Source organism: Luteibacter sp. OK325, from assembly GCF_003050935.1.
Taxonomy (GTDB): Bacteria; Pseudomonadota; Gammaproteobacteria; order Xanthomonadales; family Rhodanobacteraceae; genus Luteibacter.
Window position 1 is genome coordinate 1 of sequence record NZ_QAOX01000012.1, and the last position, 23,907, is coordinate 23,907.

A 23,907-nucleotide genomic window follows, 5' to 3' on the forward strand; every position below is an offset into this window, starting at 1 on the left:
CTGCACTCGCGGCTAAACGACATCCCGCCAGCGCTCTTCGAGCGCCTGGCGGCTCAGGCTCCTACGCAGGTGTCCAGAAAAGCTTGACCACTGCAATGCATCGGCGATTGGGTGCTTGCCGCAACCTGGATATCGCCGATGAATCGGCCCCTACAAAAAACATTCAAAAAAAACCCGGCGCGAGCCGGGTTTTTTTTCGCTCCCTGTGGGAGCCGCTTCAGCGGTGACGCTCTCAGCGACGCGAACGAATCGCCGTAATCAGCGCACGCGTTGCCCCATCGAACTGCGACAGGTCGCCGGCGTCTTTGTCGTTCGCCAATGAAGGGTAGATCTGCTTGGCGATGACCTTGCCCAGCTCCACGCCCCACTGGTCGAACGCATTGATGCCCCAGAGGTGACCGAGCAGGAACACCTTGTGCTCGTACAGCGCGATCAGCGCGCCCAGCGAATGCGGGGTGAGCGAGTCGAGCATGAATACGGTGCTCGGGCGATCGCCCTTGAACGTACGCTGCGCGGCGAGTGCATGACGCTCTTCATCCGTGCCCGTCTTTGCTTCGGCCAGTGCTTCTTCGTAGGTCTTGCCCAGCGACAGCGCCGCTGCCTGCGCCAGCAGGTTCGACGTCAGCACGTCCTGGTTCTCGCGCAGCGGATGCGCCGGCTTCACCAGGCCGATGAACTCCAGCGGTACGATATCGGTACCCTGGTGCAGCGCCTGGAAATAAGCATGCTGCGCATTGGTGCCGATGCTGCCCCAGACCACGGGCACGCTTGCCTGCTTCACTTCGCTGCCATCACTCGGATGCACATGCTTGCCGAGGCTTTCCATCTCCAGCTGCTGGAGATAGGACGGGAGATCCACAAGCGAATCCACATAGGGAATCACGGCGCGGCTGGTGGTACCGAGGATGTTGCGGTTCCAGATCTCGGCGATGGCAAGCAGCACCGGAAGGTTGTCCTTCCACTCCGCGCTGCGGAAGTGGTCGTCCGCCTCGGCGGCACCGGCGAGCAGGTCGCGGAAGCCCTTCATGCCAATGGCGAACGCGATGGAAGCACCCACGGCCGACCACAGTGAGTAGCGACCGCCGACGTAGTCCCACATCGGGAGCACCTGCGAGGCGCCCCACTTGTGCACGGCTTCGTCGTTGGAGCTCACGGCGATGAAATGCCTGGAGGCCTTTGCCTCGTCGCCGCCCTCGGCCTTCAGGATCCAGTTGCGGAACACACCGCCGTTGAGCAGCGTTTCCTGCGTGTTGAAGCTCTTGGAAACCAGGATGACCAGCGTGCGTGCCGGATCGAGTTTCTTCATCAGGTCCGTCGCGGCCTGGCCGTCGACGTTGGTGAGGAAGTGGCTGTTGATGCCATCGACGTGGAACTGCTCGAGCGCGTGTACGGCCAGACGCGGGCCGAGATCCGAACCACCGATACCGATGTTCACGACGTCGGTGACGCGGCCGATCAGGCCAACCGACTCGCCTTCGCCCTTGTGTACCGCGTTGACGAGGGCTTCCATCTTGTCCAGCGCGTCGGCGACTTCCTTGCGGACGTCCGCTGGCGCTGCCGGATTGCGCGAAGCACCACCGCGCAATGCGGTGTGCAGTACCGCGCGATCTTCGGAGGTATTGATGTGCTTGCCTTCGAACATCGCGTCGCGCGCGGCTTTCCAGCCGGTGCTTTCGATGTACTCGCCGACGGCGTCCAGCGCCGCGATGTCGAGCTTCTGGCGGGACGCGTCGAGAAGGATCGGACCCATGCGTCGGCGCAGGCGCTCACCGCGGGCTTCGTCCTGGACGAGGGCGCGGAGGTTGGTGGCGGCGAGACGGGAGGCGTGCTCCTCGAAGGAGGGCAGACGGTCGTGCTTTGATTCCATGGCTTCCACTTGGCGGCGACGGATAGGGAATCCCGATCTTACCGCAGTGCAGCGTAGGCGGATTGCAAAAAATCAGGCCAATGTGGGAACCGCTTCAGCGGCGAATGAAGCACATGTAGGAGCCGCTTCAGCGGCGAAAAGCCAACGGAGCGGAGATGCCGCAATTCCTTTCGCCGATAAATCGGCTCCCACACAAAGCAGTCCTGCCCAAAGCAGTCCTGCCCAAAGCAGGCCTATACCGAGGCAGGCCTGCACCAAGGCAGGCCTACAAAAAGCAGACTGCGTTACGCCGCCTGTTTCGGAATCGAATGATTCGTATGCGTGATGCGGTTGTCCGCGTCGACGTAGACCAGGTCCGGCTGGTATTTGGCCATCTCGGCCTCGGACAGGCCGACGAACGCGGCGATGATCACCAGGTCGCCGGTGGATACGCGACGCGCGGCGCTACCGTTCACGGAGATGATGCCCGAGCCCTCTTCCGCACGCAGCGCGTACGTGACGAAGCGTTCGCCGTTGCTGATGTTCCAGGCATGGATCTGCTCGTACTCGCGGATCCCCGCGGCATCGAGCAGGTTGCCGTCGATGGCGATCGAACCTTCGTAGTTCAGCTCGGCGTGAGTCACCGTGGCCCGGTGGATCTTGCACTTGAGCATGTTGAGGTGCATGGCGGTCTCTGGAGTTTGGCGGTTACAAAAACGCCCATTCTAACGGAGGGTTGCCCGCTCCGTCGCGTGGGCTTCCTCTGTCGGTGCGCTTTATGGGGGACAGCGACAGGAAACGCAAGTCCCCGTTCGTGAAGGGATTCAGTCGAAAGGCAGGTTGTCGATCAGGCGGGTCACGCCCAACCGCGCCGCGACCAGCGCCACCAGGCCTTCCCGATCGTCCGGACCCGGCTCGGCAAGGTCTTCGGCGCGACGGATAGCCAGGTAATCGGGCACGAAGCCGGCGCGTTCCAGCCGGGCCTTGGCGGCCTGCTCCAGCGCCTGCCAGCTATGGCCCTGGCGAAAGAGCTCACGGGTCTGCTGCAGCGTCGAGTAGATCTGCGGCGCCCTGGCCCGTTCCTGGGGCGACAGGTACTGGTTGCGCGAGCTCATGGCGAGGCCATCCTCTTCACGCAACGTCGGTCCCGACATGACCTTCACCGGCAGGGAGAGATCCCGGACCATCCGCTCGATCACCTTGAGCTGCTGGAAATCCTTCTGGCCGAACACGGCGAGGTCCGGCTGGACCAGGCTGAAAAGCTTGGCGACCACGGTGGCCACGCCTTCGAAATGACCCGGACGATGAGCACCTTCCAGGGTTTCGGTCAGGTCGGGCACGTGGATGCTCACGCTGGAGGCCGCGCCAAACGGGTAAAGCGTCGAGACCTCCGGCGCAAACAGGATGTCGCACCCGGCCTCGGCCAGGCCGGCCTGGTCCTGGGCCAGGGTGCGGGGATAGCGCTCGTAGTCCTCACCCGGGGCGAACTGGGTCGGATTGACGAAAACGCTGGCGATCACACGGTCGGCTCGGGCACGGGCCAGCTTCAGCAGGGAGTAGTGCCCGGCGTGCAGGTTGCCCAGGGTCGGCACGAAGCCGACGTTCTGGCCGGCACTGCGCCAGCCGCGAACGGCGGCGCGCAGTGCGGCGGCATCGGTAACGGTCTGCATGGTGGAGCCCTCAGCTGAAACTGTGTTCGACGCCGGGGAAGCGCTGTTCACGCACGTCCGCGACGTAGGCGCCAATGGCGCCCTGGATGGAATCGCGTCCCGCGAGGAAATCCTTGGAAAACTTCGGCCGCTTGCCCGGCGTCAGGCCGAGCAGGTCGTAGACGACCAGGACCTGACCGTCGCAATCCACGCCCGCACCGATCCCGATCACCGGGATGGACAGTTCGGCGGTGATGCGTGCCGCCAGCGCCGAGGGTACGCATTCGAGGACGAGCAGGTCGGCACCCGCCGCCTCCACCGCCTTCGCATCGGCGAAGAGTTTATCGGCGGTGTCCTGGGTCTTGCCTTGCACCTTGTAGCCGCCGAATTTGTTCACCGACTGCGGGGTGAGGCCAAGGTGACTGCAAACCGGAATGTCACGCTCGGCCAACGCCGAGATAACTTCGCAAATACGACCGGCGCCCTCGATCTTGACCATGGCCGCGCCGCCCTGCCCGATCAGCCGCGCAGCGGCTTCCATCGCAGTAGGAACATCGCGGTCGCTCATGAACGGCAGGTCGGCTACCAGCAGCGTGGCCGACAGCCCACGCGCGGTGGCCGCGGTGTGATAGACCATTTCGTCGACGGTCACCGGCAAGGTGCTCGAACGCCCTTGCACCACCATGCCGAGCGAATCGCCGACCAGGGCCACATCGACCCCGGCAAACTCCAGTTGGGCAGCGAAACTCGCGTCGTAGGCGGTGAGCATCACGATCTTCCTGCCTTCGGCTTTCATTGCCTTCAGGCCCGGCACGGTCACCGGCTTACGCGCCGGCGCGCTCGTTTTTTCCACGTACACGCTGTGTCGCCTCGTTGGGTGAAACGGGAATTGTCCGCCTTGAAGAGCGCTAGCTCAACCGAGGCTCATGAAAGAGGCGTGCAGCCGTGCGTCGGAATCGCATCCAGCAGGTCGCCGACGCGCCCCATGCCGGGCAGCACCGTATCGGCGGCGATATCCGCCAGGGGCAGCAGCACGAACGCGCGCTCGGCGATCCGCGGGTGCGGCACGCTCAGGCGGTCCTCGTCGATCACTTCGTCGCCATAGGCGAGCAGGTCGAGGTCGAGCGTTCTCGGGCCCCAGCGCTCGCCGTCGCGAACCCGCCCGAATGCGCGTTCGGTGGCAAGCAAGGCATCCAGGAGGTCCATCGGTGTCAGACCGGTCTCGACGGCGATGGCCGCGTTGACGAAGTCAGGCTGGTCCGTGTGACCCCAGGGCGGCGTGCGATAGAACCGCGACCGCGCCACGACTGCCACGCCGGGCAACGCATCCAGGGCGGCGATGGCGGCATCGAGCCGTTCACGCACCTCGCCCAGGTTGCCGCCCAGCCCGATAAGGGCGCGAACGATCACGCGCCGCCCGAATCGCCCTTGCCACGGCCGCCGGGCTTGCGCCGACGACGACGCTTGCGTGCAGGTGCCGTCGCCGCGACGGTGGTTTCGTGTGCGGGGACCCCGCCGCCGCCCAGTGCCGCCGCGAGCATTTCCGGCGGTAGCTGCTGGGCATGCGCCCACCATTCGCCAAGCTCACGCATGCGCTCGGATTCATGGGCACGCAGGAGCAGGAAATCGAACGCTGCGCGGAAACGCGGATGCGACATCAGGCGGAAGACGCGCTTGCGGTGAATCTGTTCGAAGCGCGGCTGCAGCGACCAGATTTCTTCCATCGTGAAGGTAAACCGGCGCGGAATGGCGACGCGCTGGCACTGCTCGCCCACGACGTGTACAGCGGCGCGCTGCCAGGCCTCGTTGATGTCGAAGCCCTGCGCGATCCAGCCGTGTGCCTGGTCGCGCACTTCGCCCCACAGCAGCACGGCATAAAGGAAAGCCGGCGTGACCGACTTGCCCTCGGCGATGCGCGCATCCGTATTGGACAGGCCCTGTTCGACCAGGGCACGAAGCGCCTGATCGCCGCGCTCGAGGGCACGGGCCGTGGCCGGGAAGAGGAATTTCAGGAGGCCACAGGCTTCGAGCATCTTGAAGCTCTTCAGGCCGTGACCGGCAAGGAAGAGCTTGAGCGACTCGTCGAACAGGCGGGCCGGCGCAGCTTCTCCCAACAGGTGGCCCAGCGAGGCGAACGGCGCCAGGGCTTCCTTGTCGATGGTGAAGCCCAGCTTCGCGGCGAGACGGGCCGCGCGAAGCATGCGCACCGGGTCTTCCCGATAGCGCTGGTCGGGGTCGCCGATCAGTCGCATGGTCTTGTCTTCGAGGTCCTGCATGCCGCCGACATAGTCGCGGACGCTGAAGTCGGAGATGTCGTAATAGAGCGCATTGACGCGGAAGTCACGGCGGACGGCGTCTTCCTCGATCGTGCCCCAGATGTTGTCGCGAACGATCCGGCCGTCGACGATGTGCCGATCGCCCTCACCCCCCGTGCCGTCCTCGCCCGTGCCGCGGAAGGTCGCCACCTCGATGATCTCCGGCCCGAAGACGACATGGGCCAGTCGGAACCGGCGGCCAATCAGGCGGCAATTACGGAACAGCCCCTTGACCTCGTCCGGCGTGGCATTGGTCGCCACGTCGAAGTCTTTCGGGTGACCGCCGAGCAAGAGGTCACGCACGGCGCCACCGACCAGGTAGGCAGCGAACCCCGCGTCGTGCAGACGGTAGAGGACGCGCAACGCGGCCTTGCTGATGTTCTTGCGGGAAATGGAGTGGTGTTCGCGCGGGATGACGCGGAGCGTCGGCGCAACCTCATTCCTGGTTTCGGGATTCAAGCGGTCGTGGTCCTGACGGGCGCGCATGCGTCCTTTAGGTGGACAAATGTAACGAATTAGACCCCGGCCGACGAGTATGCAAAAAACCGTTGCCGGGCTCCGGGATTTCGCTATACTAGCGCGCTTCGTACCCCACGTACGACCTGCTCCCTTCGTCTAGTGGTCTAGGACACTGCCCTCTCAAGGCGGGAACACGAGTTCGAACCTCGTAGGGAGCACCACTTTTCCTCTTTCGGCGCCATTCTTCGCATGACCTTTGTCGTTACCGACAACTGCATCAAGTGCAAGTACACGGACTGCGTCGAGGTTTGCCCGGTGGATGCCTTTCACCAGGGCCCGAACTTCCTGGTGATCAATCCGGACGAGTGCATCGACTGCACCCTGTGCGAGCCAGAATGCCCGATCAACGCCATCTACCCCGAGGACGACGTCCCCGCGGGTCAGGAAGTGTTTGTCGCGCTCAATGCCGAGCTCGCCAAGGCGTGGCCGGTCATCACCGAGCGCAAGGACGGCCTGCCGGACGCCAAGGAATGGGAAGGCAAGCCGGGCAAGCTCGACCTGCTCGAACGCTGATCCAACCCCGAATTATCGAAAAAACGGCCCTGGAGGCCGTTTTTTGCTGTTGTAGGAGCCGATTCATCGGCCATAGCCAGGTTGCCGCGACCCCATCGCCGGCATAGCCGGCTCCTACAACGAGCCAACAAGAAAAACGCCGCCTCGAGGGCGGCGTTTTTCGTGGAACGGAAAGCAGACTTACTTGCTGCCCATCCGCGACTTCAGCGCGTCGATCACGCGACGGACGCCATCGGCATCGCCCTGCGCACGGATTTCACTGCCGGTGCCGCTCGGGTTGACGGTCAGCACGACCGTGTGGGTCGCGCCCTGGGCCGACGCCGGGGCGTCCTTGGCATCCTGGTTGTTGCCGTCCTTGCCACCGCCGAACATGCGGCGGAACAGGCCCGGACGGGCTTCCGGACGGCCCGGCTTCGCGGCGATCTGGTAGGTGTGGTTGGTGTCGTCGTGGGCGACGACGCTACCCAGATCACCCTGGGCCAGCTGTTCACCGATGCGCTTGAAGGCGGTGTCGACGTCGTCGGCCAGGATGAAACCATCCGACACCGGCGCAGCATTGGTCGCATTGGCGTTGGCCGCCGCGGCGCCCGAACCCACTTCCGGAATCACCAGCGCGGCAGTCGTCGACGGCGTATCCAGACCCGGCGGGATCTCGAGCGGAGCTTCCTGCTGGGCACGATCCCAGTCCTTCTTCGAGCGGAACGCACCGCAACCGGACACCAGCAGGGCGGAAAGAATCAATGCCGGGACGACCAGCGCGTACGAGGTTTTCTTCATGAACTCGGGTTCCGTTGAATAGGGTTGCTTCAGGCAGCGAACGACAATGGTGCCAGAGCGGCGAGCGTTTCGCGCACCCTGTCCAGCGCCGGGCCCGCTTCCAGCTCGACCAGGGGCAGCCTTGGAGCGGCCGAACCGAGCCCCAGGGCAGCCAGACCGGCCTTCACCGGGATGGGGTTCGGCGCGCAGTTGAGCGCGTCGATCAGCGGGGCCAGCCGTGCTGTCTCCCTCGCGGTCTTCTCCGGGTCGCCTGAACGGGCGGCGTCGCAGAAGGCGCGGAAGGCTTCGGGCACGAGATTGGCCACGACCGAAATGGTCCCGGCGGCGCCCGCCAGCATGGCCTGGTGGGCCGAGCCGTCGTCACCGCTGAGGTAGACGAAATCCGGGCGAATAAGTTCCGCGAGGGCGCGAATGCGCTCGGCGTCGCCCCGGGCTTCCTTGATACCGATGATGCCTGCATGGACACGCAGGACCGCCACGGTCTCCGGCGCGATGTCGCAGCCAGTGCGCGGGGGCACGTTATAGAGGATGACCGGAAGGCCGCCCTCGTCCGCCACCGCGAGGAAGTGCCTGCGCAGGCCCTCCTGGGTCGGACGGACATAGAACGGCGCCACCACCAGGGCAACGTCGGCGCCAAGGGCCCTGGCCCGGCGCGTGGTGGCTATGGTTTTGGCGGTGCCTGCCTCGCCGGTGCCGGCGATGACGGGAATACGGTGGTTCACGTGCTTCACGGCGAAGCCGAGCAAGCGCTCGAATTCGTCGTGCTCGAGAAAATGGGACTCGCCCGTCGACCCGGCGACGACAACCGCCTGGGTGCCACCGGCGATCTGCTGGTCGAGCAGTCGGCCGAACGCGTCTAGATCGAGGGAGCCGTCGGCGGCGAACGGCGTCGCCAGCGCGGTGATGCTTCCGGAGATGTCCAAGGTGAAACCCGTTGAGTTACCAGCCGTTCGCATGTTACCGGGGCACCTGCGGCGAGTCCATTCGCGACGTGCACCCATCATTCCATGCGGAGTGTCTTGCTAGCGTGCGACGCAGCCAAGTAAGCTCGGGCCCGTAGCGACGCCCTGCGCCCCGCGGGTCGCGCCATCGGTAGTCGAGCCTTGAATCGTTCCGCAGTACGTAGCACCACCACCGATAACCAGCTCCTCATCTCGACGCTGTCGCCGGCGCACCGCGCCCCGATCCTCGCGTTGGCCAAGCGCATCGCCGACTCCGGCTGCAACATGGCCGACGCCCGCGTCTCCACGATCGGCAACGACACCTCGGTGATGCTGCTCGCCTCGGGCGCCTGGGATGCCGTCGCCAAGCTGGAAACCGCGCTGGCCAAGCTGGCCCGCGACGAAGAGCTGCAGATCGTGCATTACCGCACCACCCCGCGCGAGCCGACCTCGCACCTGTTGCCCTATCTGGTCGAGGTGATCGCCGCCGACCGACCGGGCATCCTGGTGAAGATCATCGAGTTCTTTTCGCGCCGCGACATCAGCGTGGAGCAGCTCACGTCCATGCGTTACCAGGCCATGCAGACCGGCGCTGAAATGTTCCAGGCCCAGATCACCATCGGTATTCCGTCGGAAACACATATCGCCGCGCTGCGCGACGATTTCCTCGAGTTGTGCGATGGCCTCAATCTCGACGCCATCATGGACCCCGTGAAGTTCTGACCCAAGGGAAGACAGACCTACGCATGATCGGCAAGGGCAAGAAGCTACCGAAACTCGAAGGCGCACTGGGCGATGGCACGAGCCTGTCGCTGGCCTCCCTCCACGGCAAGTGGGTCGTGGTCTTCTTTTACCCGAAGGACAACACGCCGGGCTGTACGAACGAGGCGAAGGACTTCCGCGATCTCTACGGGGAATTCCAGGCCCGCAACGCCGAAGTCGTCGGCGTATCCCGTGACTCCGTGCGATCGCACGCGAATTTCGCCGGCAAGCACGAACTACCCTTCCCACTCGTGTCCGACGCCGACGAAGCCTGGTGCCAGGCATTCGACGTGATCCACGAGAAAGTGCTCTACGGTAAGCGCTACCTCGGCGTGGTCCGCAGTACCTTCCTGATCGACCCCAACGGCAAGCTCGCCGCGGAATGGCGTGGGATCAAGATCCCCGGCCACGTGCGAGCCGTTCTCGAGAGTGTTCCCACCGCGTGACGGATACCGCGTCATGCGGCTCCTCCCCCCGGCCGTCGCCGTGCGGCCGGTTTTGCAACCTCTGCAAGAGGTCACTTCCGTATGACCGGAAGCAAGCGCATCTACGCCCTCGACACCAACGTGCTTCTGCACGATCCAACGTCGCTGTTCCGCTTCGAGGAGCACGACGTCTTCATACCGATGACGGTGCTGGAGGAACTGGACGACAAGAAGAAAGGCGGCTCGGAAGTCTCGCGCAACGGCCGCCAGGTAAGCCGTTTCCTCAATGAACTGATCGAACGCGGCGGCGGCGAAGGCATCCGCAACGGCGTGGAGCTGATCAACCCGCAGGGAATAAAGCTCAACCGTAATGCCGTGGGCCGGCTGTTCTTCCAGCAGCGCACGGGCCACGGCAACGGCAAGGCCGACAACCAGATCCTGGCCGCTGTCATCGACCTGCGCGACCAGTACCCGGATCGGCCGGTCATCCTGGTTTCCAAGGACATCAACCTCCGGATCAAGGCGTCGATCTACGGCATCACCGCCGAGGACTACGAGAACGACCGCGCACTGGACGACTTCGCCCTGCTCTTCACCGGGTCGGACGGGTTGACCGAAGATTTCTGGACACGGCACCCGGAACTGCGCTCGTGGAACGAGCGTGGCCGCACGTTCTACGAAGTGGACATGCGCGAGGACGAGAACTGGTACGCCAACGAATGCCTGTACATGCCCGGCGAGAACGATGTCGAGCTGCGCGTACTGGAGATCCGTGGCGACGAGGAGCACCGCAAGGCCAAGCTCGTCCTGCTCGACGATCACACGCATGCCTCACACGGCGTGTGGGGCATCGCGGCGCGCAATCGCGAGCAGAACTTCGCGATGAACCTGCTCATGGATCCCGACGTCGACTTCGTCACCCTGCTCGGCACGGCCGGTACCGGCAAGACCCTGCTCGCCCTCGCCGCAGGCCTGGCCCAGGTCATGGACCAGCAGCGTTACCGCGAGATCATCATGACCCGCGCCACGGTCTCGGTCGGCGAAGACATCGGCTTCCTGCCGGGCACCGAGGAAGAGAAGATGACGCCGTGGATGGGCGCCCTGACGGACAACCTCGAAGTACTCGCCAATCCGGAGGAAGGCGGTTCCTGGGGTCGTCAGGCCACCAACGACCTGCTTGCCTCACGCGTGAAAATCCGCTCGCTGAACTTCATGCGCGGCCGTACCTTCCTCAGCCGCTACCTGATCATCGACGAGGCCCAGAACCTCACGCCGAAGCAGATGAAGACCCTGATCACGCGCGCCGGCCCGGGCACGAAGATCGTCTGCCTGGGCAACGTCGAGCAGATCGACACGCCCTACCTCACGGAAACCACATCGGGCCTCACCTATGCGGTGGACCGCTTCAAGATGTGGGCTCACTCAGGGCACATCACGCTCAAGCGCGGCGAGCGGTCGAGGCTGGCCGATTTCGCCTCTGAAGCTTTGTAAGCGCGGGCAAGTGCGACAGCAAAGGCGCGGGCAGCGATGTCCGCGCCTTTTTCGTTTCGGCGGGCTCGGCTTCGCCATCGCGTTCGGGCTTTGGCACTGAGGGAAGGGAGCCGGAGACTTGAGTTGAGAGCAGATTCACAAGCCGTCTGTGGGAGCCGCTTCAGCGGCGATGCTCCTCCCCTGCGGATATCATTTCGCCATGACAGCCAAAGCCAGAGCCAAACCCAACACACTGACCATAGCTGGCTCGGATTCTGGCGGCGGTGCTGGCATCCAGGCCGACCTGAAGACCTTTCATGCGCGTGGGACACACGGGCTCACCGCCATCACGGCGGTGACATCGCAGAACACGCGCGGCGTGACGGCGGTTCATACCCTGCCCCTTGCCCACATCCGCAGCCAGATTGACGCGGTGTTCGACGACTACCCGATCGCGGCGGTGAAGACGGGCATGCTTGGCAGCGCAGCGGTGACGAGACGGGTGGCGAAGGAGATGCGTCTACGCAAGCCGGCGTGGCTGGTTGTCGATCCGGTGATGATTGCTACGAGCGGAGCACGCTTGCTCGATGAAGACGCGATTGAGGCGATGGTGACGCGCCTGATCCCGCTGGCCGACGTGCTCACGCCTAACCTGCCTGAGGCCGAAGCCCTCCTCGGTAGAGCACTGGGGCGCGACATGGACACCGTAGGCGCAGACCTCCTCGCCCTCGGCGCACGCGGCGTGCTGCTCAAAGGCGGCCACGGCAAAGGCCGCGAGGTGATCGATCGTTTTTACGATGCCAGCGGCGTGATCGAGGTTCGGCACCCGCGTCTACCCATTGAAGGCCATGGCAGTGGCTGCACACTGGCTTCGGCCGTGGCGGCGGGGCTGGCTCGGGGCAAATCGCCGCACGCGGCTGTCAGGGAGGCTATTGCCTGGGTGAACAAGACCTTCCAGCGAGCCTGGCAGCCCGGCGGAGGCGCGGTCTACGTGCTCGGGCACTGAGCCCGGAGTATCCTAGGCACGTTGATACAGGCCGCATGCGGCCGCAGGTATCGCTTGTCCCTGTCGAGTCCAACCCATGAATTTCCTCGGGCCCCGCTTCATCGTCCTGTATGTGCTGATCCTGTTCACGCTCTGCGTGCTGCTGGTGCACCTGCGCGGACGCTCGCGCCTGCGCTTCGATCGCCAACTGGTCGACCACTCGGCGCTCTTCGCGCCGTACAACCTGCTGATGTATGCCTTCTCCGCCGTACCGGCGCGCCCGATCCTCGATCGCGGTGGCTTTCCTCAGCTCGACCTGCTGCAAGGCAACTGGGAGAAGATCCGCGAAGAAGCCATGCACCTGTTCGACGAGGGCTTCATCCGCTCCGCCGAGAAGCACAGCGATGCCAGCTTCAATTCCTTTTTCAAGCAGGGCTGGAAGCGCTTTTACCTGAAATGGTACGGCGAGCCGCTGGCTTCGGCCGAGGCGCTATGCCCGGAAACGGTCAAGCTGCTCAAATCGATTCCGAGCGTGAAGGCGGCGATGTTCGCCCTGCTTCCGCCGGGTAGCAAACTCAACCCGCACCGCGATCCGTTCGCCGGCTCGCTCCGCTACCACCTCGGCCTGATCACGCCGAACTCCGACGACTGCCGCATCTTCGTCGACGGCGAAATGCACGCCTGGCGCGATGGCAAGGACGTCGTCTTCGACGAAACCTATGTGCACTGGGCGGAGAACCGCACCGATCAGACGCGGGTGATCCTCTTCGCCGACGTCGAGCGCCCGCTGAAGAGCCGCCTGATGACGGGCATCAACAAGCGCGTCGGTGCCTTCATGGGTTCGATCACGGCATCGCCGAATGACGACGAGAGCAGCGAGCAGGTCGGCTTCGTCAACCGGATGTTCGCGATGAACAACCGCGGCCGCGCACGCACCCGTAAATTCAAGAAAGCCAATCCGAAGCTGTTCCGCATCATCAAGTACATCGGCATCGTGCTGATGATCTGGCTGGTCTTCCTCGCGCCCTACCCCTTCTTCCGCGGCAACCACTGATGTCATGAAGCGACTCACCCTCGGCCTCACCCTCTTCCTCGTCGCGACTGCTGCCGCTGCGGAAGATCTCGGACCGAAGGTCGATCGCCTCGTCGAGGACACCACGAAAAATGCCGCCAGCGAGGCGCGCGCCTTCGACGCCTTGCTCAAACTCGGCAACGACGGTGTGCCCTACATCATCAGCCATCTCGGCGACGACCGCCGCCTTCCCGAACAATCCATCATCATCCGCCGCCCCGGCCGCGAAGACCGCCAGGTCAAACCCTGGTACGTGCACGATGGCCTCGAGTTCGTGCTGACCGAGCTGACCGGCTTCTCCCTGGGGCCGCAGAACGGCCACCTTCTGAAGACGCAGCGCGAGCAGAACACGCGAAAGTGGGTGGCGTGGTGTGTCGGAAGGTTCCCGGACAAGGCGGACGTGTGCCGCTCGAGCGATCGCCGCTGAAGCGGCCAAAAAAGGCCAGCTCACGCCGCGGCGGGCGTGGACGTCGCGGCGCAGAGCCTTCGGTGACGTAGCGGAGCAGAGCCTTCGGTGCCCACCCTCGCTGCTCAGACAGTCCTCCGCGTTTCGTACCGGAAAGGCCGTTGCGCGGCCCGTGTTCTTATTGGCCTACGGCCGCTCCACTTGTGCGGAACTCGCCTCGAGGATGGGCACCGAAGGCTCTCCCGAGCCCTGAGGTTCGCGTGGGTCGAGCCAAAGCGCACGGCAGCATCGCCGGCAGGCGCGCAGGCACAGGCGCGAGGAAGGTGTTCGGCAGCCGGGTGCCAGCAACCGCCTCCACGTCGACCCGGGGCTCGACAACGGTCGGGGGCAACGACGGCACCACGCAACGGCTCTCCTTCCACCCAACCGTATCGTCGTGAGAGACCTTGGTGTCCACCCTCGAGGCGAGTTCCGCACAAGTGGAGCGGCCGTAGGCCAGATAGATACATGGGCCGCGAAGCGGCCTTCCGCACCGAACGCGGAGGACTGTCTGAGCAGCGAGGGTGGGCACCAAGGTCTCCCCCGCGAGACGCCCAAGTGTACAGCGATGGCACAGCCGAGCCCGCCAGGCCAAAGGCGAGCCATGTGCGTGGTGCATGGCGCGAATGAATGCCCGGCCTGAAATCCACGACGAACCAAAAAAAAGACCCCGCATTTCTGCAGGGTCTCTCGTCACCACCTGGCGAACGACTTACGCCGTAGCGCGGAGCCGCTCGACGATCGCGTCGCCGAAGGTGTCCGTGGTGCCGGTGCCGCCGACGTCCGGCGTGGTGCGGTCGCGGGCTTCCATCGTGTCGCGGATGGCTGCGCGCAAACGCGTGGCCTTGGCGACCATGTCCAGATGGTCGAGCATATCGGCCGCGGCGAGCAGCAGCGCGCACGGGTTGGCCTTCTTCTGGCCAGCGATATCCGGTGCCGAACCGTGGACGGCTTCGAAGATCGCCGCGTCCTTGCCGATGTTGGCGCCCGGGGCGAGGCCCAGGCCACCGACGAGACCGGCACAAAGGTCGGAGAGGATGTCACCGAACAGGTTCGTCGTCACGATCACGTCGAACTGGTACGGATTCATCACCAGCTGCATGCAGGCGTTGTCGACGATCATCTCGCCGAACTCGATGTCCGGGTAATCCTTGGCTACTTCGCGGGCCACCGTCAGGAACAGGCCCGACGAGGTCTTCATGATGTTGGCCTTGTGCACCGCCGTGACCTTCTTGCGACCCTTCTTGCGGGCCATTTCGAAGGCGTACTTGCAGATGCGCTGCATGCCCGGGCGGGTGTTGCGGATCATCGAGGTGGCAACTTCGGTGTCGCCCTCGCCCGTGGTGGTCTGGCCTTCGGCCAGGTACGCACCTTCGGTGTTCTCACGCACGGTGATGATGTCGATGTTCTCGTAACGCGCCTTGGTGCCCGGGAAGCTGATGGCCGGACGCACGTTGGAGTAGAGGTCGAACTTGCGACGCAGGGTCACGTTGATCGAGGTGAAGCCGCCGCCGATCGGCGTGGTCAACGGACCCTTCAGCGCGACCTTGTGCTCGGCGATCTTGTCGATCGTGTGCTGCGGCAGGAGGTCGCCATGCTTTTCGAGGGCTACCACGCCGGCGTCGACGTAATCGTATTTCAGACCGCAGTCGAGGGCGTCGAGAACGCGAATGGTCGCGTCCATGATCTCGGGGCCGATGCCGTCGCCGGGGATCACGGCAATCGTCTTGCTCATGGGGGTAACTCCTGAAGGGAAGCGGAAAAATCGCTCAATTATCGGCGATTCTGCCCACTTCCTTCAAGGTTACCGCCCCGATCGGGGCGACAAGGACGGCCGGTCAGGCCGCCGGATGGTCGGCGCAGGCTTCGGCGTCGGCCGCCGTCTCGCCTTCCAGCGAGTCGAGGAAATCGACCGCGCGGCGCAGGTGAGGGATAACGATGGAGCCACCGACCACGAGGCCCACGCTGAAAACCTCGAAGAATTCATCGCGATTGACACCGGCTTCCTTGCACTGGGCCACGTGGTAGCTGATGCAGTCGTCGCAGCGCAGGACCATCGAGGCGACCAGGCCGAGCATCTCCTTGGTCTTCACGTCCAGGGCGCCCGCACGGTAGGTCTGGGTATCCAGGGCGAAGAAACGGCGGACGACCTGGTTGTCCTCACCGAGGATGCGCTCGTTCATCCGCTTGCGGAACGCGGTGAATTCTTCGATGCGGTTATCACCCATCAGTGTGCTGCCTCGAGGATTTCGGCCAGGCGGCCGCTGCGATCGGCGGCCGCGAGGTCGTCGAAACCACCCACGTGCGTGCCATTGATGAAAATCTGCGGCACGGTGCGGCGCCCACCGCTCTTTTCGAGCATGAGGTCGCGCTGGGCCGGATCCATGTCGATACGGACCTCGTTCCAGCCCAGGCCCCTGGCCTTGAGCAGGTTCTTGGCGGCGACGCAGTACGGGCACACCGCGGTCGAATAGATGGTGATATCAGGGGTGGACATGGAGAGGGATGCTCCGGAAGCGAATGGCCAAAAGATGGCGTCGCAGGGCGGATTTTGCAAGACGGACGAACCCCGCCCCGTCAGTGCGGTCTAAGGCGATCGGACTCCCACGGTGATGGTATCGTCCCCGGCCTATGCGCACGCCCCTGCCCCGCCTCGCCCTGCTCGCCGCCAGCACCCTCGCCACCTTCGCCGTGGGTGCCCAGGACAACGTGCGCCTGCCCGACCTCGGCAGCTCCGCCGCGGGCCTGCTCAGCCCGCGCGAGGCGAACGAGTACGGCGATCAGATGCTCCGCCAGATGCACACCCTCGGGCTCACCGTGGACGACGCCCTGGTCGACCAGTACATCAACGACCTCGGCTTCCGCCTGGTCGCCGCCAGCGACCGGCCCAAGGACCACTTCCAGTTTTTCATCGTCAACGACAGCCAGATCAACGCTTTCGCCGCGCCGGGTGGCTATATCGGGGTGAACGCCGGCCTGATCGACATCACCACCAGCGAGAGCGAACTGGCGGGCGTCATCGCGCACGAAATCGGCCATATCACCCAGAATCACCTGTACCGGGCTTTCGAGGACTCCAAGAAGAACGCCCCGCTCATGGCCCTGGTCCTGCTGGGCGCGATCGCAGCCGGCGCGGGTGGCGGGGCCGGCGATGCCGCCCCCGCCGTTCTCATGGGCGGCCAGGGGCTGATCATGCAGCGGCAGATCAACTTCACCCGCAAGGATGAAATCGAGGCTGACCGCGTAGGCATCCAGACCCTGGCCAATGCCGGCTACGACCCGGAAGCCATGGCGGAGTTCTTCGGCCGCATGCAGGACACCCTGCGCGTGGGCGAGGACGAAGAGGCTGCGCCCTCCCTGCTGTTGACCCACCCGGTCACCCTGGAGCGCATCAGCGATGCCAAGGGGCGCGCGCGGGCGATCGAGCAGCGCAACGCTGGCAAACCGCGCCAGCCCACGCTGGACAAAGCCACCTGGGAGAAGAGCACGGCGCCCGTTCTGTTCGTCAAGGACAACACCCAGCTGGCCCCTAATCGCAGCAAGATCGTTCCGGACAGCGCCGCCGACACCTACGCCCTGATGCGCGAACGCATCCGCGTGCTCTCCAGCGACCCCCGCAAGCTCGCGGACATCTACGCCACCAATCTCAAGCGCAAGGACTTCGATACGGCGGCGAACCGTTACGGCTACGCGATCGCCCTGATCCGCAGCGGCCACGGCATGCAGGCGGCGGAGCAGATCCAGCCGCTACTGGTCAGCCAGCCAGCCAGCGTGGTGCTCCGCCTGGCCCTGGCCGATGCCTATGTAGAAGCCGGCCGGCACGGCGACGCCATGGCGATCTACAAGATCCTGCACGACAATTCGCCGCGAAACGGCGCCGTCACCCTCGGCTATGCCAGGGCCCTGACCGATACCGGGCGGGCCGACGAAGCCCGCGTCGCGGCGACCCTCCTCAAGCCCATGCTGGACGACAGCGAGGACCCGGAAATCTTCCGTACCTTCGCCCGAGCGAGCGAGCGCTCGGGCGATTCGGTGCGCGCGGCGGAGGCTTATGCCGATAGTGCGTACCTCGCGGGCCGGCCGTTCGACGCGATGGAGCAGCTGCGCCGCCTGCTCAAACGTGACGACCTCGACTACTACCAGCGCTCGCGGATCCAGGCCCGAATCAGCGACCTGACCCCGCTTCTGCTGGAGTTGCGCAAGAAACGCGTGACCACGGACGACAACCCGGACGGGCGTAGCCAATAACCTGCAGTCGCAAGAATCGGTGGACTTTCGTGACAATTGTCATTGCGGTGTAACACTGCACCGCTGCAATATGACCGTCACAGCCACCAGGCGGCCTTACGCGTGCATAAACGCATTCTCATCGTGGAAGACGAAGCATCGATTCGCGACATGGTCGCTTTCGCGCTTCGCAAGGCGGGTATGGACGCGGCTCACGCCGCGGACGCCCGCGCCGCACAGATGGCCATCTCCGAGCGGGTTCCGGACCTGATCCTGCTCGACTGGATGCTCCCGGGCACCAGCGGACTCGAACTCGCCCGCCGGTTGCGCCGCGAGGAACTCTCCCGGGAAATCCCGATCATCATGCTCACCGCCCGCGGCGAGGAGATGGATCGGGTGAACGGCCTGGAAGCCGGCGTCGACGACTATGTCATCAAGCCCTTCTCCACCCGCGAGCTGATCGCCCGGATCAAGGCGGTCCTCCGCCGGAGCCAGGGCGATGACGGCTCCGGCATCGTCGAGCTGGGCGGCCTGCGCATCGACGGGCCCGCCCATCGCGTGTTCGCCGGCGAAGAAGCCGTACCCATCGGCCCGACCGAATACCGCCTGCTGTTCTTCTTCATGACCCACCCGGAGCGCGTCTACTCCCGGGCCCAGCTGCTCGACCACGTATGGGGTGGCAGTGTGTATGTGGAGGAGCGCACGGTCGACGTGCACATCCGCCGCCTGCGCAAGACGCTGGAGCCGTGGAAGCTCGACGACATGGTGCAGACCGTTCGTGGCGCGGGCTACCGCTTCTCCGCGAATACCTAGGCTAGCGCGGGGTAGCCGCGCTATCGTGGGCGCCATGCCACCTCGCATCCTTACTTCCTGGCGACTGCCCGCCACGTGCGCCGCCCTGCTTATTGCGGGCGGCGCCGTCGGCGCGCTCGTGGGTGCGATGCTGGCTGGCGTGACCGTCGTCGCGCTGGCGGAAATCGTCGTACTGCTGTCGCTGTTCCGTCACAAGTCGGGGCCAATGTTGCAATCGTCCGCATCGCCCCACCCCGAGTATGACCGTCTGATGACTCGCACCCGCCGTATCGCATCCCGCCTGCGTGATTTGCGCAGCGCGGCCGGGACCCTTCCCGATGCCGTGGTCCTCCTGGACCATTCGCAGCATGTCCGCTGGTTCAACCATGCGGCCGAGGAACTGCTCGGCCTGAAACGGCCGCGTGATCGCGGCCGCCTGCTGGCCGACTTGATGCGCAACTCCGAACTGGCCGAGTGGCTAGCCGAAGGTGCGCGCGAACCGCTCAACGACGTGACGGCACCGGGGCATCCGAACCGCCACGTCACCGCCACGCTCCTGCCCTTCGGCAGCCGCCAGCGCCTGCTGCTGGCACGCGACACGAGCCACCTCACCCGCCTCGAGCAGATCCGCCGCGATTTCGTCGCCAATGTGTCGCATGAACTGCGCACGCCGCTGACCGTCATCCACGGCTACCTCGAGCTGCTCGATCCGGAAGACGTGCCCGAACTGGCACCCGTGCTCGACGAAATGCGGGCGCAGTCCAAGCGCATGGGCCAGATCGTCGAAGACCTGCTCACACTGTCGCGCCTGGAAACCCAGGACCACGTCGCCGATGAACACGTGCAGATGGCTCCGCTGCTGGCCAGCCTGCGCAAGGAAGCCGAGGCACTCAGCCAGGGCCGCCACACCGTCTCGCTCGACATGGCCACCCCATTCGACGTACTCGGCTCGCCGAAGGACCTGCACAGCGCGTTCTCCAACCTGGTCAGCAACGCCGTGCGCTACACGCCTACCGGCGGGCGCATTGCCATCCGCTGGGCTGAAGCCGAAGGCGGTGCCAAGTTCTCGGTGCAGGATTCGGGCTTCGGCATTCCCGCGACGCACATCGCACGCCTGACCGAACGCTTTTACCGGGTGTCCTCCAGCCGCTCGCGCGATTCCGGTGGCACCGGCCTGGGCCTGTCGATCGTCAAGCACGTGCTCAACCTTCACCAGGCCCGCCTCGTGATCGAAAGCGAACCGGGCAAGGGTTCGACCTTTGCCTGCGTTTTCGGCAGCGACCGCCTGCTGGATGGCGCCCGGCTGCAGGAAGCGGCCGGCCTGCACCTGTAATCGATGGCAGCCAAGCGCCACCGGGTTGCTGCGATGCCGCTTTCCGGCATGATGACCGATAAGCCACCATCGGACGTCGTGAAAGGATCAGCGGAAAGCATGAGCGAGTCTGTCGACCTCGGCGCACCAGCGCTGTACATCAACCGCGAGCTCGCGGCACTGGAATTCAACTTCCGTGTTCTGGCCCAGGCGCGCGACCCGGATGTACCGGTCCTGGAGCGGTTGCGCTACCTGACGATCGTCAGCAACAACCTCGACGAGTTCTTCGAGGTGCGCGTCGCGGTGCTCAAGCACAAGCACGCGCTGGGTGCGGCCACGCCCGGAGCCGATGGACTTTCGTCCACGGACATTCTCACGCGCATTCGTGAGCGTACGCTCGAGCTGGTCGCGGAAATCTACGCCATCTGGCATGAGGAGCTCGGCCCCGCGCTCGGCGCCGAAGGCATTCGCTACCTCACGCGGGACAAATGGACCGACAGGCAACGCCGCTGGCTGCTGGGCTATTTCCAGAACGAGATCCAGCCCGTGCTGTCACCGCTGGGCCTGGATCCTTCGCATCCGTTCCCGCGCATCCTCAACAAGACGTTGAACCTGGCCGTGGTGCTCAAAGGCCGCGACGCCTTCGGCCGCGAGGGACATATGGCCCTGGTGCGTGCGCCGCGCTCGTTACCGCGCATCATCAAACTGCCTGCCGAAGTGTCCGAGGGCGACGGCGATTTCGTGTTCCTGGCCGAAGTGCTCCAGGCCTTCGCGGACGAGATCTTCCCCGGCTTCGACGTCTGCGCTTCTTACCAGTTTCGGGTTACGCGGAACAGCGAACTGGTGGTCGAGGAAGCGGAAGTCGAGAACCTGGCGCGCGCCCTCAGTGAGGAACTCGTCGGGCGCGGCTATGCACGACCGGTACGCCTCGAAGTCGGCGCCGATTGTCCGCGCCCGATCACCGACATGCTGATCGCAAACTTCCAGCTGGAAGAAGCCGATGTCTACCGTTGCGATGGTCCGGTCAACATCATTCGCGCCAGCCTCATCTACGACCAGATCGATCGTCCCGAACTGAAATTCCCGCGCTTTACGCCACGCCTGTCGCCGGCTTTCGGCAAGGGCGTGAATGAGTTCGACGTGCTTGGCGTGCGCGACGTACTCCTTCACCACCCGTATGAGTCCTTCGCGTCGGTGGTCGAACTGCTGCGCCGCGCCTCGCAGGACCCCGGCGTGCTGGCGATCAAGCAGACGCTCTATCGCGCCGGCAAGGATTCGCCGCTGGTGGACCTGCTGGTGGAAGCCGCACGCAACGGCAAGGACGTCACGGTGGTGATCGAGCTGCGTGCAAGGTTCGATGAAGAGGCCAACATCGGCCTGGCCAACCGCCTGCAGGAAGCCGGCGTGCAGGTGGTCTACGGCGTGGTGGGTTACAAGACGCACGCCAAGATGCTGCTCATCGTGCGCCGCGAGGGCGCGGGCCTGCGCCGTTACGTGCACCTGTCCACCGGCAATTACCACCAGGGCAACAGCCGCGGCTATACGGACATCGGCCTGATGACTTCGCATCCGGAAATCGGTGAGGATATCCACAAGGTCTTCCAGCAGCTCTCCGGCCTGGGCCCGATGATCCAGCTCAAGCGCCTGCTGCATTCGCCGTTCACGCTCTACAGCGGCGTCATGGCGCGCATCGAACGCGAGATCGAACACGCAAGCCGTGGCCGTCCCGGGCGCATCGTCGCCAAGCTCAATGCGCTCAACGAGGCGCACGTGGTCGAAGCCTTGTACCGGGCGTCGGCGGCCGGTGTGCAGATCGACCTGATCATCCGTGGTGCCTGCACGCTGCGCCCGGGCATTCCCGGCGTATCGGAGAACATCCGCGTGCGTTCGATCATCGGCCGTTTCCTCGAACACAGCCGCGTCTACTGGTTCGGCAACGACGGTGAGCCGGAACTGTTCTGCGCGAGCGCCGACTGGATGGAGCGCAACCTCATGCGTCGCATCGAAGTGGGCGTGCCGATCCTCGATCCCGAACTGGCCAGGCGCGTGTACAACGAAACCCTAGACAACTATTTGCGCGACAACACGCAAGCCTGGATGCTCGGCACCGACGGGCGCTACACGCGGCGTATACCGGCCACGGGCGAAGCGCCGTACAACGCGCAGCAAGCGCTGCTGGCCGACTACTGCGCGTGAAACGGCGCATCCTGCTCCTTTCGGTTTCCGCGGGTGCCGGCCACGTTCGCGCCGCCGACGCGCTCGAGGCGACCATCGCCGCGCTGGCGGCGGACGGCCTCGACGTGGAAGCGCGGCACCTCGACGTGATGGACTTCGTGCCGTCGCATTTCCGTCGCATCTATGCCGATTTCTACCTCAGCCTGATCACGAGTTATCCGCGCCTGTGGGGCATGCTCTACCGGATCACCGACGACGTGCGCCCCGAAGCCGTGACGCAGCGCATGCGCCGGACCATCGAACGGCTGAACACGCGCCGGCTCCGTGCGGCCATCAACGCGTTCGAGCCTGACGCCATCGTCTGCACGCACTTCCTCCCTGCCGAGATGTTGATGCGGCAGATCCGCAAGGGCCGGGTCAACGCGCCGGTCTACCTGCAGGTCACGGATTTCGACCTGCATCGCATGTGGGTGATCCCCGGGATGACCGGCTACTTCGCCGCGAGCCCGGAGATCGCCCATCGCATGCGTGCCGTCGGCCTGCCGCCTGAACGCGTGCACGTGACCGGCATCCCGGTGATGCCTGCCTTCAGCCTCGCCCACGATCGTCTCGCCCTGCGCGCGGAGCTCGGCCTGGACCCGAACCGGCCCGCCTATCTGGTCATGGGCGGCGGTGCCGGCGTTGGCGCACTGGATGAACTGGCCGATGCACTGCTCTCGGGCGGTGGCGATTTCCAGCTCCTGGTCCTGGCCGGGCGTAACGCGGAGATGCTCGAACGCCTGCAGACGCTGGCGAACACCCGGCATGCGGGACGCCTGTTCCCACATGGATTCACTCGCCAGGTGGAACGGCTGATGGCCTGCTGCGACCTGGCGATCACCAAGCCCGGTGGACTGACCACGTCGGAGTGCCTGGCCGTCGGCCTGCCGATGATCGTCAATGCGCCGATCCCGGGCCAGGAAGAACGTAACGCCGATTATTTGCTGGAACAGGGTGCCGCCTGGAAAGCGATCGATGCCGTGGCCCTGGCCTGGCGCATTCGCGAACTGCAGGAACATCCTGCGCGCCTTGCCGCCATGGCCATCAACGCGCGAGCCATCGGCCGCCCGCATGCGGCGCGCGACGTGGTCGATACGGTGCTCGCCCTGCTGGATAGCCGATGAGTCATTCGCCGCGCCGCCGCCTCGTCGCCACCCTGGCGACCGCGGCGTTCACGTTCATGCTCGCTTTCATGTTCGCCCACGTCGAAGTCGAGATCGAAGGCCCCTACGGCTGGGCGACAAGCCTGCCCACCTGGCGTATCGAGAACCACTGGTTGCTCGACCTGCTCTGGGGCGGCCGTCCGATGACGGGCTATCACGCATGGGTGTTTCCCTTCATCGCCTTGTTCTTCCATTTCCCGATGGTCTTCCAGGGTTACTGGAGCTGGCGTGCACAGGTTCGTGTCATCGCCTGCGTCATGCTTTTCTGGGTGGCCGAGGACGGCCTCTGGTTCATCCTCAACCCGGCCTTCGGCCTGGCACGCTTCGATCCGGTGAACGTGCCCTGGCATCGCCATTGGTGGGGTCCGGCGCCGACGGATTACTGGGTGTTCGGCTTCCTTTGCGTCGTGCTTTTCATTCTTTCGGCACTGCCGAAAAGCCGCGCCGGAAAGCCAGCCTGAGAATAAGCGTTGCATGCAA

The 23,907-nt window shown here is 64.9% G+C and carries 25 protein-coding genes and 1 tRNA gene; 15 read left to right on the forward strand and 11 right to left on the reverse strand.

The genetic code is table 11. The annotated features are described in order from the left end of the window. Positions 1-227, forward strand: a 227-nt coding sequence (locus C8J98_RS22405) for a hypothetical protein (RefSeq protein WP_233260311.1), incomplete at its 5' end; no start/stop codon positions are given. A gap of 5 nt (positions 228-232) precedes the next feature. Here the strand turns inward: C8J98_RS22405 and pgi are convergent. From pgi to pcnB, 6 genes are all read right to left on the reverse strand, one after another. After that, complete coding sequence (gene pgi, locus C8J98_RS19805) at positions 233-1,867, reverse strand: glucose-6-phosphate isomerase (protein WP_107915293.1); 1,635 nt, start codon at positions 1,865-1,867, stop codon at positions 233-235. 284 nt (positions 1,868-2,151) lie between these two features. Next, positions 2,152-2,532, reverse strand: a complete 381-nt coding sequence (panD, locus tag C8J98_RS19810) for an aspartate 1-decarboxylase (protein WP_107915295.1) — start codon at positions 2,530-2,532, stop codon at positions 2,152-2,154. 138 nt (positions 2,533-2,670) lie between these two features. Beyond that, positions 2,671-3,516, reverse strand: a complete 846-nt coding sequence (panC, locus tag C8J98_RS19815) for a pantoate--beta-alanine ligase (RefSeq protein ID WP_107915297.1) — start codon at positions 3,514-3,516, stop codon at positions 2,671-2,673. A gap of 10 nt (positions 3,517-3,526) precedes the next feature. Continuing rightward, entirely contained in the window at positions 3,527-4,354 is an 828-nt protein-coding gene (panB, locus tag C8J98_RS19820; RefSeq protein WP_107915299.1) for a 3-methyl-2-oxobutanoate hydroxymethyltransferase, read from the reverse strand. Between the two features lie 65 nt (positions 4,355-4,419). Next, entirely contained in the window at positions 4,420-4,902 is a 483-nt protein-coding gene (gene folK / locus C8J98_RS19825; RefSeq protein ID WP_107915515.1) for a 2-amino-4-hydroxy-6-hydroxymethyldihydropteridine diphosphokinase, read from the reverse strand. Beyond that, the gene (gene pcnB / locus C8J98_RS19830; protein ID WP_199229969.1) at positions 4,902-6,296 is read right to left on the reverse strand and encodes a polynucleotide adenylyltransferase PcnB; all 1,395 of its coding nucleotides are present in this window, start codon (positions 6,294-6,296) and stop codon (positions 4,902-4,904) included. The genes folK and pcnB overlap by 1 nt, the downstream gene beginning before the upstream one ends. A gap of 118 nt (positions 6,297-6,414) precedes the next feature. Between pcnB and C8J98_RS19835 the strand changes: the two genes are divergently transcribed. After that, positions 6,415-6,490: transfer RNA gene (locus C8J98_RS19835), tRNA-Glu, on the forward strand. A 28-nt stretch (positions 6,491-6,518) separates the two neighbouring features. After that, positions 6,519-6,842 carry a ferredoxin FdxA gene (gene fdxA / locus C8J98_RS19840; protein WP_107915301.1) on the forward strand — a complete coding sequence of 108 codons (324 nt, stop codon included), beginning with the start codon at positions 6,519-6,521 and terminating at the stop codon, positions 6,840-6,842. 180 nt (positions 6,843-7,022) lie between these two features. On the opposite strand, the gene C8J98_RS19845 is transcribed toward fdxA, so the two are convergent. Together C8J98_RS19845 and dapA are read right to left on the reverse strand one after the other, a co-directional pair. Continuing rightward, positions 7,023-7,619: a hypothetical protein gene (locus tag C8J98_RS19845; RefSeq protein ID WP_107915304.1), complete on the reverse strand. Its 597-nt coding sequence runs from the start codon at positions 7,617-7,619 to the stop codon at positions 7,023-7,025. 29 nt (positions 7,620-7,648) lie between these two features. Then, on the reverse strand, positions 7,649-8,542 hold the full coding sequence (gene dapA, locus C8J98_RS19850; protein WP_107915306.1) for a 4-hydroxy-tetrahydrodipicolinate synthase: 894 nt from the start codon (positions 8,540-8,542) through the stop codon (positions 7,649-7,651). Between the two features lie 180 nt (positions 8,543-8,722). Between dapA and C8J98_RS19855 the strand changes: the two genes are divergently transcribed. From C8J98_RS19855 to C8J98_RS19880, 6 genes are all read left to right on the forward strand, one after another. Then, a complete protein-coding gene (locus C8J98_RS19855; RefSeq protein WP_233260312.1) occupies positions 8,723-9,283 on the forward strand; it encodes an ACT domain-containing protein in 561 nt (186 codons plus the stop codon). Positions 9,284-9,306: 23 nt separating this feature from the next. Beyond that, on the forward strand, positions 9,307-9,768 hold the full coding sequence (locus C8J98_RS19860) for a peroxiredoxin (RefSeq protein ID WP_107915310.1): 462 nt from the start codon (positions 9,307-9,309) through the stop codon (positions 9,766-9,768). 81 nt (positions 9,769-9,849) lie between these two features. Continuing rightward, the gene (locus C8J98_RS19865) at positions 9,850-11,238 is read left to right on the forward strand and encodes a PhoH family protein (protein WP_107915312.1); all 1,389 of its coding nucleotides are present in this window, start codon (positions 9,850-9,852) and stop codon (positions 11,236-11,238) included. Positions 11,239-11,437: 199 nt separating this feature from the next. Beyond that, positions 11,438-12,223, forward strand: coding sequence for a bifunctional hydroxymethylpyrimidine kinase/phosphomethylpyrimidine kinase (gene thiD / locus C8J98_RS19870; protein ID WP_107915314.1), 786 nt, complete (start codon positions 11,438-11,440; stop codon positions 12,221-12,223). A gap of 100 nt (positions 12,224-12,323) precedes the next feature. Then, positions 12,324-13,256 carry an aspartyl/asparaginyl beta-hydroxylase domain-containing protein gene (locus C8J98_RS19875; protein WP_304598387.1) on the forward strand — a complete coding sequence of 311 codons (933 nt, stop codon included), beginning with the start codon at positions 12,324-12,326 and terminating at the stop codon, positions 13,254-13,256. A gap of 4 nt (positions 13,257-13,260) precedes the next feature. Further along, positions 13,261-13,701, forward strand: a complete 441-nt coding sequence (locus tag C8J98_RS19880) for a hypothetical protein (RefSeq protein ID WP_107915318.1) — start codon at positions 13,261-13,263, stop codon at positions 13,699-13,701. 730 nt (positions 13,702-14,431) lie between these two features. Here C8J98_RS19880 and C8J98_RS19885 read toward each other — a convergent pair. The 3 genes from C8J98_RS19885 to grxC all read right to left on the reverse strand — a co-directional run bounded on the left by C8J98_RS19885 (position 14,432) and on the right by grxC (position 16,216). Beyond that, complete coding sequence (locus C8J98_RS19885; RefSeq protein WP_107915320.1) at positions 14,432-15,454, reverse strand: isocitrate dehydrogenase; 1,023 nt, start codon at positions 15,452-15,454, stop codon at positions 14,432-14,434. A 103-nt stretch (positions 15,455-15,557) separates the two neighbouring features. Beyond that, complete coding sequence (locus tag C8J98_RS19890; protein ID WP_107915322.1) at positions 15,558-15,947, reverse strand: carboxymuconolactone decarboxylase family protein; 390 nt, start codon at positions 15,945-15,947, stop codon at positions 15,558-15,560. Beyond that, positions 15,947-16,216, reverse strand: coding sequence for a glutaredoxin 3 (gene grxC / locus C8J98_RS19895; RefSeq protein WP_107915324.1), 270 nt, complete (start codon positions 16,214-16,216; stop codon positions 15,947-15,949). The genes C8J98_RS19890 and grxC overlap by 1 nt, the downstream gene beginning before the upstream one ends. Before the next feature lie 134 nt (positions 16,217-16,350). On the opposite strand from grxC, the gene C8J98_RS19900 reads away from it, so the two are divergent. The 6 genes from C8J98_RS19900 to C8J98_RS19925 all read left to right on the forward strand — a co-directional run bounded on the left by C8J98_RS19900 (position 16,351) and on the right by C8J98_RS19925 (position 23,888). Next, positions 16,351-17,967 (forward strand): M48 family metalloprotease, encoded by a 1,617-nt coding sequence (locus tag C8J98_RS19900; protein ID WP_107915327.1) that lies wholly within the window; start codon positions 16,351-16,353, stop codon positions 17,965-17,967. 102 nt (positions 17,968-18,069) lie between these two features. After that, positions 18,070-18,759, forward strand: coding sequence for a phosphate regulon transcriptional regulator PhoB (phoB, locus tag C8J98_RS19905; protein WP_063570381.1), 690 nt, complete (start codon positions 18,070-18,072; stop codon positions 18,757-18,759). Between the two features lie 34 nt (positions 18,760-18,793). Next, positions 18,794-20,071 (forward strand): phosphate regulon sensor histidine kinase PhoR, encoded by a 1,278-nt coding sequence (gene phoR, locus C8J98_RS19910; RefSeq protein ID WP_107915329.1) that lies wholly within the window; start codon positions 18,794-18,796, stop codon positions 20,069-20,071. Between the two features lie 99 nt (positions 20,072-20,170). Next, on the forward strand, positions 20,171-22,246 hold the full coding sequence (ppk1, locus tag C8J98_RS19915) for a polyphosphate kinase 1 (RefSeq protein ID WP_107915519.1): 2,076 nt from the start codon (positions 20,171-20,173) through the stop codon (positions 22,244-22,246). After that, positions 22,243-23,388 carry a glycosyltransferase gene (locus C8J98_RS19920; RefSeq protein WP_199229970.1) on the forward strand — a complete coding sequence of 382 codons (1,146 nt, stop codon included), beginning with the start codon at positions 22,243-22,245 and terminating at the stop codon, positions 23,386-23,388. The genes ppk1 and C8J98_RS19920 overlap by 4 nt, the downstream gene beginning before the upstream one ends. Continuing rightward, entirely contained in the window at positions 23,385-23,888 is a 504-nt protein-coding gene (locus C8J98_RS19925) for a hypothetical protein (protein ID WP_107915334.1), read from the forward strand. Before C8J98_RS19920 ends, C8J98_RS19925 begins: the two co-directional genes overlap by 4 nt. Positions 23,889-23,907 lie beyond the last annotated feature (19 nt).